At 45.2% G+C, this 12,677-nt stretch carries 7 protein-coding genes and 1 pseudogene; 4 read left to right on the top strand and 4 right to left on the bottom strand.

The features are described 5' to 3' along the window. Positions 1–33: 33 nt before the first annotated feature. Positions 34–795, bottom strand: coding sequence for a Uma2 family endonuclease (locus tag XZ46_RS06480; RefSeq protein WP_006620931.1), 762 nt, complete (start codon positions 793–795; stop codon positions 34–36). Positions 796–1,211: 416 nt separating this feature from the next. Here XZ46_RS06480 and rph point away from each other — a divergent pair, with 416 nt between their 5' ends. Further along, a complete protein-coding gene (rph, locus tag XZ46_RS06475; protein WP_008054590.1) occupies positions 1,212–1,937 on the top strand; it encodes a ribonuclease PH in 726 nt (241 codons plus the stop codon). Between the two features lie 102 nt (positions 1,938–2,039). Here the strand turns inward: rph and XZ46_RS06470 are convergent, their stop codons facing one another. Beyond that, complete coding sequence (locus XZ46_RS06470) at positions 2,040–4,406, bottom strand: phosphodiester glycosidase family protein (RefSeq protein WP_228116498.1); 2,367 nt, start codon at positions 4,404–4,406, stop codon at positions 2,040–2,042. Positions 4,407–4,539: 133 nt separating this feature from the next. On the opposite strand from XZ46_RS06470, the gene XZ46_RS33950 reads away from it, so the two are divergent. Next, positions 4,540–4,782: a hypothetical protein gene (locus tag XZ46_RS33950; RefSeq protein WP_157234526.1), complete on the top strand. Its 243-nt coding sequence runs from the start codon at positions 4,540–4,542 to the stop codon at positions 4,780–4,782. A gap of 238 nt (positions 4,783–5,020) precedes the next feature. Continuing rightward, positions 5,021–5,194, top strand: coding sequence for a hypothetical protein (locus XZ46_RS35265; protein WP_006620936.1), 174 nt, complete (start codon positions 5,021–5,023; stop codon positions 5,192–5,194). Between the two features lie 1,087 nt (positions 5,195–6,281). Here XZ46_RS35265 and XZ46_RS06460 read toward each other — a convergent pair. Beyond that, positions 6,282–7,355, bottom strand: a pseudogene (locus XZ46_RS06460) (group II intron reverse transcriptase); the annotation flags it as partial. Between the two features lie 40 nt (positions 7,356–7,395). Between XZ46_RS06460 and XZ46_RS06455 the strand changes: the two are divergent. Further along, complete coding sequence (locus XZ46_RS06455; RefSeq protein WP_228116564.1) at positions 7,396–8,298, top strand: IS630 family transposase; 903 nt, start codon at positions 7,396–7,398, stop codon at positions 8,296–8,298. A gap of 821 nt (positions 8,299–9,119) precedes the next feature. Here the strand turns inward: XZ46_RS06455 and XZ46_RS06450 are convergent. Beyond that, the gene (locus XZ46_RS06450; RefSeq protein WP_008049198.1) at positions 9,120–12,593 is read right to left on the bottom strand and encodes a glycosyltransferase; all 3,474 of its coding nucleotides are present in this window, start codon (positions 12,591–12,593) and stop codon (positions 9,120–9,122) included. Positions 12,594–12,677 lie beyond the last annotated feature (84 nt).

Raw genomic sequence — 12,677 nt, 5'->3', positions numbered from 1 at the left:
CCTCAATCAGCCTCCCCTTTAGAGTATCCCAATTTACAACATCTGTGGTGGATCAATTCCCTGCTGCTTCAATAACTCTATCAATCGTTCATAGCGTTGACGTTCCTCCTGTAACTCAATTTCCGTCTGTTGCGCTTTCATGCGTTCCTGTTCATAGCGTTGACGTTCCTGTTGTAACTCAAGTTCAGCCTGTTCAGCCCTTTCACGTTCCTGCTGTCGTAACTTATCTAATTCCACTGGTGTTAAAAATTTCTCCCCATCTGGTCGATAAATTTCTAGCCCAGTTTCTGTTAACTCAAACCTAATTTGTAACCGAGGACTAACCCAACCTTTCATGTTTTCAATCGATTCTAGCCAATTTTCTGACCGCAAAAAACCAGTTATCTCTTGTGACTGCGGGTCATATAGATAATATTCGTCTACGCCATAGCGTTGATAAAATAGTAGTTTTTCCGCCATTTTTTTCGATGTATTTCCCGGCGAAAGAATTTCAAATACTACCTGCGGCGCGATATTATCCTCTTCCCATTGTCGATATGAGCCTCTATCCCCCTTGGGACGACCACAAGCTACCATGACATCTGGCGCAGTACGGATTTTATTATTTCCTTCCACTGGATACCACAGTAAATCACCCGCCACAAAGATATTTTCATCCCCGGAAAACAATATTTCCAGGTTTTCTTTGATAATCACAATCCAGCGAAATTGTTGCGTGTTATCAGACATGGGTTGACCGTCACTTTCAGGATAAATAACTGTCGGTTGGGTTTCGGGTATAACTTGTTGTACCATAATCGATTATTCCCATATATTCGCGACTTCCTAAGATTGTAGCATTTTTCGAGATATTAATCAATCTTCCCAAACTGGATGACCGGGGTAGTCAATTATCAGTAAAAAACGTAACATCAATATTGGGATGGTCGGAAAAGAGTCTAGGGATTGGATTCTAGTGTTAGATATAGGTGATACTCTGGGATGGGCGATACTACTGCTTAGTCGAGTCGTTGGGCGATCGCTCATTGATGATACACCCGAAATTATACTCAGGCTGATGAGATCTTGTATTAATGTGGCACTCCCATATTAAAATACTGTCAGCCTAGGGGTTGTTTATCGGATATAAACGGAGATCAACCACCCGGACAAATTTCGGAAAATATCCTTAAATAACCTCAGTTAACCACATTAAACTGATCAAATAAATGATGTCTTGGCAACGTCCCGACGGTAGACAGCCCCACCAACTGCGCCCTGTACAGTTTGAGCTAGATTATACTCAATTTGCGGCTGCCTCAGTCCTAGCAAAATCCGGCAATACCCAAGTGCTTTGTACGGTAACAATTCAACCGGGAGTACCCCGATTTTTGCAGGATACCGGAAAAGGTTGGTTAACCGCAGAATATCGGATGCTTCCGGGGGCGACTCCCCAACGTCAACCCCGGGAATTGATGAAACTCTCAGGTAGAACCCAGGAAATTCAACGCCTGATTGGTCGTAGCTTACGCGCGGCGGTAGATTTACAGGCTATGGGGGAAATAACTGTTACGGTAGATGCTGATGTGTTACAGGCGGACGCAGGAACCCGCACCACCTCGATTACTGGGGGGTTTGTCGCCCTGGCTCATGCTTTTAATAAAATGGTAAAACAGGGACAGTTAAAGCGATCGCCTATTATTCATCAGATCGCCGCCATTTCTGTGGGAATGATGCACGGGGAACCCTTACTTGATCTCAATTACCAGGAAGACGTAGCAGCCGATATCGACTTTAATGTGGTCATGCGCGATGACCTGGGAATTATTGAACTTCAGGGAACTGCAGAAGCAGAAAGTTTGAACCGAAATCAGTTAAACCAAATCTTAGACTATGCCGAAAAAGGCATTACAGAACTCTGTCAATTACAAAGGCAGGTTTTAGGGCTAACTGATTAATTAAATGATTAATCATCAAAGCTGATTTAGGGGCGGGTTATCCTGTGAATTAATTATCCCCACAGCCCCATTAATCAACCCGTCCCGACTGACCTGATGAATCTAAATAAATATTCCCAAACCATTGTGAACCCTGGCGGCTGTATCAGGGGTGCGATTAAGTAAATGCCCACCCAGCACCAAACTGGTAGAACTGCCACCATCCAAATTTATAGCATCGATCGCCCCTAATTGCTGCATCAATTTTGCCATTTCTGTTAAACTAGGTCCCGCCCCATTCACCCGGTTATGAACAGTCATCATAAGCACTTCTCCCGTCGCTGTCACACCCACAGCGCTGCGGATAGCCAACTGTTGACCAAACCAATAATTAAACCCTTCCGCCTCTGCATTAACCACAATATTGCGATTTTGCACCAACAGAGGTCCGCCACCCATAATATGAGGAAAATCTATAAACTCAGAGGGAGTAGTTGTCGCCGTAATTGTTAACCGAGAACCGACCCCAAAAGCACTAACAGCACTCCGAAAAGAACGGAAAACCAGCAGATAACCATTAGTGGGGATAGCTGTGGGAGTTTGATCATCAGGTAGTTCAATTTGTCGAGTTACTTGGTCTCCCGAAACTACCACCACAATTTCATTAAGAGTTAGAGGTAAATAATTTGCTCCCCATTCGGAAGTATAACGAGCAATTCCCGCCTTCACATATCCAGTATTTAGCAGGTCTACCTCAAAGCGTTGTCCCGTAGAACTCACCAGAGTTTCTACTAACTTTAATCGCCCCATTCTCACTCTTCCATTATTATCCCAAGCCATAGCACCCCGATTAAGTATTGGCCCAGAAAACCACTTATTATCCTTACGAATAACCCCCAAAGGTAATAAGTTATTACGGTTAAAATATCCGCCATTAATCCCCCCCAAACTTGACCAAGTTTTGGTAATAGCTAAGAAAGAGTTAGTCCCCCGCATCTGATTGGTTTCGGTCCATATCGGGGCGATTGACAACCCCGACCGAGGAGTTATCGTTAACCAGACTGCCGGAAATTTATCCCCTTCTAAAGTTAAATATTGCTGTCGCGATCGCAGTCCTGGATAAACCAAAATACTCTGTTCCACTAAAGCATCTCGCCGCAGTTCAATTACCAATCTATCGCGATTATGAAGGGTTTGGGTGCGGACTCTATACCCATCAGGTAAAGTTCCCTTAATCACGGTTTGAGTGGCTGAAATGCGAACGACAATGGGTGATGGTTTCTCAGAACTGCCGCTAGTTTCCCCCTCATTTTGTTGTTCTTGATTACCAGATTTAGGGGGTGTGGTTGCCGTTTCCGGAAACCGATTGGCTAGAGATGCAGCAGCGATCGCATCTAACACCACTTCCCATTCTCGACTTTGTTCGTAAAGTTCCCAAGGGGTAGCTTGACTTAGTTGTATTTCAATCCGGCAAATATCATCGTTTTCATTAACGGTAATATCCTCAACTTTAGTAGGTACAGAGAATATGCGTAAAGTTTGGTTATCAATCACCATTTCCCAATTCCCTACCGGGGCGATATCGTCCAAATTCAGATAGCGATATTCCCGGTCTAGTTGAGTTTTCATGCGGTAAGATTTGCCAATAGTTGAAAACCACTTAACAGGCTGAACGTTAACATCATCAGTATTCAGTAACTCCATACCTAAAACCAATATCGCCCCTTTGTCGCTAACTCCCGTATAAGTGCAAATTCCCGAACTCCACTGACCCCAAGCCGCGCGCCAAGTCCGACCATTTACTGATAGGTGAGTCCCCCGCCGAATTACTCCGGGGTTAGCAAGTTCCACAATATACGGGGAAGCTACTATAGGGCTTTGGTTCAGAAATACTCGCGCCTGGTAAATGCAAGCCGCCACCTCTCCCCTCGTGGCGGGACGGTTAGGGTTCAAAATATCAATGGTAGGCGCGTTTACTACTAAGCCGTTTTGCGTCGCTGTGGCGATCGCCTGTTGGGCGTAGTTGGGAATATTTCCCCCATCCTTATATATAGCAGTTAAAGACACAGATGCTCCCGCCTGCATCTGTAAGCCCGACACTAAAGCCAGTAAAACGTGCAACCGGGAAATGTTCTCCCCAGCAAGAAACCGACCATCAGGAAAACCACTGATAAATCTGGATCTAAACGTATTGCGGATCGCTTCAGCCGCCCAAAAATCGGCGGGAACATCTGTAAACGGTACATACTCCCGTTGGGGTACTAGGGAAAAGGCCGCTTGGACAATGGAGGCAAACTCAGCCCTGGTCATCGTTTGGTCGGGGCGGAAGGTTCTATCTTTAAACCCACTCACAACCCCTTGGCGTTGCAGACCTTGGATAAACGGATAAGCACAGTGTTGGCTGATATCGGTAAATGAGGCGACTGTGTTGTTCATAAAATATTGCGATCGCAAAGGTGAAACCTTAACCCCATATTTTAATTCCTTCACCACTCCCACTCCCAAAAAAAAACGCCCACACTCATAAAGTGTGATGGGCGCTTGAATCAGGGTGCATCTACTATGGTATGTAGTATAACCCCTGATGGGTGAAACCCTACACTAGCTTAACAAAACTTTACAATTGCCAATTTCTCCTATACCATCAATTATTGATTTTTTATTCAACGCCGCGTCGCCGCCTTTTTGCCCTAACCCCTTGACAAATTTCTGGCGATCGCCTATCACTGTCTTGTTTACTCACCATGGCTATACGCTTGATTTTTTATTCAACGCCGCGTCGCCGCCTTTTTGCCCCAACCCCCTTGACAAATTTCTGGCGATCGCCTATCATGATATATTTTATTCACCATGGCTATACGCTTGATTTTTTATTCAACACAGTCCCATCAAGAAACCAAACTTCTCCGATTAACCCTGGGGTAACGCTGGCTTTATCAATGGTAGTTGGTCGGGTAGAAAATTATGAATTTTTACTTGTGAAAATTATCTGCTGTCCCTTCCTGCCAAGGTGTGCAGCCGTAGACTTGTCGTTTAAATTTCATCGGTTATAATGTAATGGTAGTAGAGGTAAATAAAATCTATAATCAACAGAGGTAAAGACCATGTTACAAACTCTTCATAAAACCCCAGTTAAAATCCCTCAACAGTCCCGGACTTTCAACGAGATTAGACCAGAACGCAGTCACACTAAAGCTCTCACCGAAAAAGGCAAACTCGTTGGCCATTGGCGCACTGATGACCAAGGAAAACTCTATTGTCAGTGGTTTCGGGAATGAGTGTTTCTGATTAGAGGGGGATTAACAAGTAATTTCAGGAGATTTCCGGAAATATTCTTCCAGTTATGGTAGTAATTAGGGGTCGAGAGAGATGTCACCATCTCCCCCTCCCATTCAAAACCGTACTTGAGACTTTCACCTCACCTCATACGGCTCTAGTGGTGCTTCCACATCCAGATAATTGGCATAGACACGAAAAACTTCCTGATGTGACGCACGCGCAGACTGGTTATGGTCGAAAGAGAAGTCACCTTCCCCAACTCCAATTCCAAATCGTGCTTGCGAGTTTCCCAGCACACGGCTCCTGATGTAGATACCCTATTTTTCAGTAGGAACAGGGCTACGACCCCCCGCTTTGTAACCTCAACTTTAGGAGCTATATACAACCTCGTAGTCTTTAAACTCGCACTCGTCATCAAACTCTTAATTGTCGCGGTCTCTATATCCACACCGTGGCTAGTGGGCATATCCTAACCATTACAGTTAGGCATTAGCTTTCAGCCACATCCTTTCCCCTTAAAGGTATACGCTTACACTTTTCACTACTCCACAGGTACATCCTGCCGAGAGCCTAAAAGGGGTTTAAACGTTCCGTTTATACGGGCATTCCATCTTTAGACTTGTCCTGTCCACCGGGGTAATTTCAAAGGTCTGTGTAGGTAGTAAAGAGAAACCCCTACTTTTCCCCTTGCTCTTTTGAGCGCAGCGTGTCAACCTGTTTCGCTACCTCTTTATGACGGTGGTTCAAGTCGGAACATTCAGATTTCCTTAGTCATGGATGGTTGGCAGTGGTCGCATCTGGTAGTAGGTTCTACTTCACGCCTTCCATTCCCCGCTTCAATCTGACGGGTTATGATTCCTAAAACTGGGGGTGGCTACCGCCGTTACTCTCAACTTCGCGCTATAATAGGAGGCTCACAACTTCCTCCGTTCTAACGTTCTGTCTTGACCCAGAGTTCCCTGCCTTGCTTAGATTTCTCCAAGCGTCGGGACATATAAACAGTTATGGGATGGTCAGGGAAGCGACTCCCTATATTCCACCAAGGGGTGGAAGTCCCACCGGGCAGTTATTTCGGGTATTGCCACCCTATGCGCGTGCCTGAACGTTTCGCACCTCCATTGTTAAAGATACAGCATTGACGTTATCTAACGCCGTTTTATCATCATGACAGTGGCGGTGTAATAGCTGAAGGTTGTTGTATTCATCCTTTCCACCGAGGTTTCGAGGTACAATGTGGTCTACTTCAACTAAGTCATATGGGGTCAAATATTGCCCGCACCAGGTACACTTGCCTTTTTGCTTTTTGAGTAGTTTTGCTACCCTATTTGGCGTTCCGATTGCTTGTCCTTTTCTGTTTGACCAGTAAGTCCAATTTCCGTCGTATGGTGTTGCTTCAGGTTTGATCAGGGTGTGTCTGACAATTGGAGTCCAGTTATGTTTCCATAACTGAAGTCCATCTTTAGTTCTAAATAACCAGGTTTCATGTCTTTCTTTCCCATTACTGAGTATGACCGTTCCCGGTCTCAAATAATTCCTCAGTTTTTCGATGTTTGCCTTTCCGCATCTTGATACTTTCCATGCCCTTAACATTTGCCAAATTATGTCATCTAGCTTGCTGAATGTCTCGGATGAAACTACTCCTGAGTAGTAATTTTCCCACCCCCGAATAATCGGGTTTAGCCTGCTAATCAGGGCAGACTGGGGTGCGGTCTTATGCTGTTTTATCACACCCTTAATCACTTCTGTATGGGCTTGAACTGCTTTCTTACTGGGTTTTATGTGGGTTTTGTGACCGATTAATCGGCTCGCTGTCCCACCTGTTTTTCCCGATTTATATTTTCCTACAGGGTATTGCCTGATATTAAATCCTAATAAATCAAAACCTGCTTCTTCTGTTCTGCCCTCGTATTGTATGGGGTTAAGTGTATGACACACTCTAGTCTTTTCAGGTTTAATTTCCAATCCTACAGGTTTTAACCATTCAAAAATAGCATTTTTACACGGTTCAATGATATCGAGTGAAGGTGATATTACTACGAAATCATCGGCGTATCTTACTAACGAGGCTTGCACTCTATTAGCATTAGCTTTCTTGGGATACATTGTTTCAATTAACCTAACCATTCCCAACAGTGCAATGTTGGCGAGTATTGGACTTATAGCAAAAGACAGAGTAGTTAGGACGTATAATAGCAAGGATATCTACAGAAGACCCAAAAGGCCAGCCCCCTACAGTTACGACCTTAGACAAAAAGTTATCAATGCAATTGAACTATACGGTATGTCCAAAACCAAAGCCAGTCAATTTTTCCATCTCAGCCGGAACACTATCAATCTCTGGCTCCAAAGAAAAGAACACACCGGAGACTTCCTCCCTAAACCTAATCGCCCACCTGGTCATAACCACCAAATTACCGACTGGCACAAATTCAAGGCTTTTGCCCAAGAGCATGGCGATCAAACCAAACCTCCGCTCAGATGGCTCAACTTTGGGATGACGACATCTCTCCTCGCACCATCCATATCCAGAGCCTTGAAGAAAATTGGCTTCACCAGAAAAAAAACTTACGGCTACCAAGAACGTGATGAGCAACAGCGAGAGGAGTTTATTGCTCATATTGAAAAGATGGAGCCGGAAGGGTTAGTTTACCTCGATGAAGCTGCCATGAATAGTCAAGACTCGGATTATCCTTATGGTTACTGCGAGGAAGGACAACGCTTCCATGCCCTCAAATCAGGGAAGAGGCAGGGCAGGGTGAGCTATATGGCGGCATGGTGTCATCAACAACTCTTAGCTCTCTTTACCTTTGAGGGTTGTTGTAATCGGACAGTGTTTGAGTTGTGGTTGGAGTTTATCTTAATTCCAACATTGAAGCCAGGTCAGACTCTAGTATTGGACAATGCAACGTTTCATAAAGGGGGGCGGATTGCTGAACTGGTGGAGGCAGCTCAATGCCGTTTACTCTATCTTCCGCCTTATTCGCCAGACCTCAACAAGATAGAGAAATGTTGGTCGTGGTTGAAAGCCCGCATTCGCCATTGTATTGAGCAGTTTGATTCTCTCCATGATGCCATGGATTCTGTTCTCAAGGCTGCGTCCTAACCGTATTGACTAGTGCTATATCACCCTGGTAGGGTGCGTCAGAGGGATAACATATCGGGTTAACGGCCAATTTGGTTCATCTGACGCACCACCCATATCGTAGTCAAGAAACCGGGTTTCTCAGGGAAAACGGTGGGGCGGGTTTACCAAAACCTGGGTGGGGAATTGATAATTGACGGCAAAACCCGCCCCTACAATGAATAATTAATAATTAATAATTAATAATTATCACCCTGGTAGGGTGCGTCAGAGGGATAACATATCGGGTTAACGGCCAATTTGGTTCATCTGACGCACCACCCATATCGTAGTCAAGAAACCGGGTTTCTCAGGGGAAACGGTGGGGCGGGTTTATCAAAACCTGGGTGGGGAATTGATAATTGACGGCAAAACCCGCCCCTACAATGAATAATTAATAATTAATAATTAATAATTATCACCCTGGTAGGGTGCGTCAGAGGGATAACATATCGGGTTAACGGCCAATTTGGTTCATCTGACGCACCACCCATATCGTAGTCAAGAAACCGGGTTTCTCAGGGGAAACGGTGGGGCGGGTTTATCAAAACCTGGGTGGGGAATTGATAATTGACGGCAAAACCCGCCCCTACAATGAATAATTAATAATTAATAATTAATAATTATCACCCTGGTAGGGTGCGTCAGAGGGATAACATATCGGGTTAACGGCCAATTTGGTTCATCTGACGCACCACCCATATCGTAGTCAAGAAACCGGGTTTCTCAGGGAAAACGGTGGGGCGGGTTTACCAAAACCTGGGTGGGGAATTGATAATTGACGGCAAAACCCGCCGCTACAATTAATAATTATCCATTATCAATTTAGCAAAGGAAAGCGCATCTAAGCGATCGCCTTTTAGAGAGTATAAGCGCACGAAATCATTAACCCAGTCTAGGATAGTTTGAGTGGTGAATTGGAAAGGAGAATATTTGAGAGACCGTTGGAGATGTTCAACCGCTGCGGCTGTGTCCCCGGTGGTGTAGGCGTGCCATGCTTGCCACGTTTGCGATCGATAGCGAAGCCTGTGGCTGAGGTTTTGTACCCCTTTTATCACCTCCTCACACTGGGCAAATTCATCGCTTATGGGGGCTGATATAGCCGGATGAAGGATGTTTATGGTTTCCCTAAGCATCCGTTCTTCCCGAAATAGTTGTTCGGCTCTCAGTTTACTCGCCTGTCCCATAGCTTGTCGGAGTTGAGGATTAACGGCCCATTCTTCGAGAGTGTGGGCGAGTTCCCGCGCCGTAGCTGCTGGGTCAACATTCGGGTTAGGTAACAGTTTCCCGGTTCCGCCTAAACCTTCAGGAATGCCACCGGCGGCGGAAGCGACAATAGGTAAACCCTTAGCCATAGCTTCCATAATGGCGAAGGAGGGGGCGGCTTCTGAATAGGAGGTTAACACAAAGATGTCACAGGCATCTAGCCAGTCGGGAACATCCCAGCGTTGACCTAGGAAAATCACCTTTTCGGCTACCCCTAGCTGTTGTGCCATTTCCCTAAGTTCGGGTTCTACATCACGATCGCTACCCTTTCCGGTTCCCGCCCATACCAGATATAGTTTTGACCAAATCGGGGAATTTTTCAAGTGGGCGATCGCTTCTAGTTGATGACGGTGACCTTTAATTGGGGCGAGTCGGGCTGAAGTAAAGCACATTACTGCATCTTCGGGAAGGCTAATTTCCTGGCGCAACCGTTTTCGCGCTTCTGGGTCGGGGGGGTTAAAGTATTTTGGCGATCGGCCATAATAAACCACATTGCCTTTATTTTCAGGTAATTTAAAATCCTGATGGAGAATGTTTAAATGTTCCCGCGCCGCCACATTTACCACCCGCGCCAAACCATATTGATAGCGCACAGCTTCTCGATATGGGATATCATCACCCATGGAAAAATCGGCGTGTTCACTCATGGCTAAACCTAGGGCGATCGCATAGGGAATTTTTTGTTCAATAGCCACCTGTTTAGCCGCAAAATGGGAATAGGGCCAGCCATCACTAAAGATAATAAAATCCGGCTTCAGTTGAGAATACAATTTTTCGTAATCTTGGCAATTTCTCAACACTCTAGCCAAATCTGAACTCGTACTGTAATCTAGCCAAAACTGTTGCACTCCCAAACTCCCCTCTTGTTCCACCAAAGGGCTAGTATGTTTTGGTCTAACTGCTGTGACTTGATAACCAATTTTAGCCAATTCACACATAATTAGATGATCATATTGTGCCAGTCCGCCAATACCCGGATCATCTGTATTGATTAAAATAATGTGTTGATTCATTAAAGCCGATTTCGATAAATTTAACTGTGATTTTTTGCGGAACCTTGAACCGCCGATAAATAATGTATAAATCTCTTGCCATTCTGGGATCTTAATCAGTTGCTCAATTAAAAACTTTTCTCCATACTCTTGTGAGATATTCTGAAAGGCATTTGTCCAGTGTAGTAAAGTATCCACCGGGGAAACATCACTATATTCTAAGGAATTTTGTAAACATTCTGCCATCAATTTAGGGTAGCCATCTCGATACATTCTCCATGCTAACCATATCCAGCGCTCATAGCGTTCTTTTCTTTCCAGTTTCCGGATAGATATGGGTAATTCCGGGCGGCGGAAAAACTCATTCATTAAGGCTTCCGTATTGCGGATTACTTTTTCCCCTCCAGACATCAAATTAGAATCATGTTGGCGGTAGCAGGCGTGCATTTTTTTCAGCCAAACGGTGCGACACCCCATTAAAGATAACCGCAGGACAAAATCTAGGTCTTCTGTGGGGGGATGGCGATGATCAAATCCTCCCACTTTTTCCCACCATTCACGCCGCATAATTAAGGCGCTAGGACGGACACATTTATATAAAACCCAGGTTTCTAAGTTCAAGACTGGGGCATTTTCCCAGGGTGTAACTTTGGCTAATATTTGCGAATTTTGGTCAACCACCATCCAGCCACTTTGGATTAAATCAATGGAGGGATTTTTCTGGAAATGGGCAACTTGTTCGGCGAGTTTTTCGGGAACAAAAAAGTCATCGCCATCTAAAAAAGCGAGAAATTCTCCCCGCGCTAAACTACAACCATAATTTCTGGCTTTGGCAGCCCCCTGGTTGGGTTGATAGTGATAGGAAATTACGTCTAAATATGGTTCGAGAACCTGCCGGGTGTTGTCGGTGGAACCGTCATCAATTACGATGATTTCATAGTCTGTATAGGTTTGTTCTAGGGCGCTTCGGACACACAGTTCAATATAGCGATCGCAATTATAAGCGGGAATAATTACACTAACTTTAGGGGTGGTTTTGGGGAGGGTTTCTAAGAGGAGTTGTTGCCATTCTGGTTGTTGTCTAAAGCTGTGGGTATCCATTAATTCACCGTAGCCAGTACAATAACCCATAAAGCGATGTATCCAGTCAGAAACGGTGATAGGAAGGGTGTAGGGGGTATAGGAAAGCGATCGCCTGATAAATTCTGCCATTTTGGTCGGATGACCAGTATAATAAAATCGCCAAGCCATCCAGGTTAATGATTCATAACGGGTCTGCCTCTCTAGTTGGCGGATAGAGTCGTCCAGGTCTGGTTGTTGGAAAAAGTTTTCTAGGACGGCATTAAAAGCCTCTAACTGTTTGGTAGGATCGGCAATAGACATGGCGCGATCGTGTTGGCGATAACCCACGGTCATCTGTTTTAACCAGGTAGCCTCACATCCCATTTTGGCTAGTCGCAGCACAAAGTCTACGTCGTCCGCACCGTCAAACCGCGAGTTAAAGCCTCCCGCCTTTTCCCACCATTCTCGCCGGAACATCATCGCACTGGGTAAAATGGGAGTATCAGTCAACCAGGTTTCTAGGGTGAGAGTTGGGACTTTATGCCAGGGTTCAATATTTGATTGGGGTGTACCGTCGGCACTAATAATTTGCCAACCACTGTTGACCAGTCCTACCCCAGGGTGAGAGTCGAAGCAGGCGACCTGGGCTGGCAATTTGTCCGCGAGGAAAATATCATCATGGTCTAATAGGGCGATTAATTCTCCCTTAGCGGCTGCTATACCGAGATTTCTGGCTGCTGCTATGCCACCATTAGTTTGGGATATACTGTGGATACGTGACCCGTAGGATTGGAGAATTTCTGGGGTGCTGTCGGTAGAGCCGTCATCGACTACAATAATTTCATAGTCCTGATAACTCTGGCTGAAAATGCTGTTGATGGCTTCGGCAATGTAGCGATCGGCATTGTAAGCGGGAATGATGACACTGACTCTGGGTTGGCGAGTAGTTGCTGACATGATTGGTCCTTGATCAAAAAAACAGAAGTTGATGGTCTCTAAGGGATTGGGGTATGGTTAGACTCAGATTGACTTAATCTCAGT

Origin of the sequence: Limnospira indica PCC 8005, assembly GCF_000973065.1 — a bacterium.
Taxonomy (GTDB): Bacteria; Cyanobacteriota; Cyanobacteriia; order Cyanobacteriales; family Microcoleaceae; genus Limnospira; species Limnospira fusiformis.
The sequence above is the reverse complement of the archived record's forward strand: the minus strand, read 5'-3'. Positions and strand labels throughout refer to the sequence as shown.

Bases quoted from the DNA above. Each gene is read 5' to 3' on its own strand.
- XZ46_RS06480 (WP_006620931.1), bottom strand. From the start codon at position 795: ATGGTACAACAAGTTATACCCGAAACCCAACCGACAGTTATTTATCCT.
- rph (WP_008054590.1), top strand. From the start codon at position 1,212: ATGTCTTGGCAACGTCCCGACGGTAGACAGCCCCACCAACTGCGCCCT.
- XZ46_RS06450 (WP_008049198.1), bottom strand. From the start codon at position 12,593: ATGTCAGCAACTACTCGCCAACCCAGAGTCAGTGTCATCATTCCCGCT.
- XZ46_RS35265 (WP_006620936.1), top strand. From the start codon at position 5,021: ATGTTACAAACTCTTCATAAAACCCCAGTTAAAATCCCTCAACAGTCC.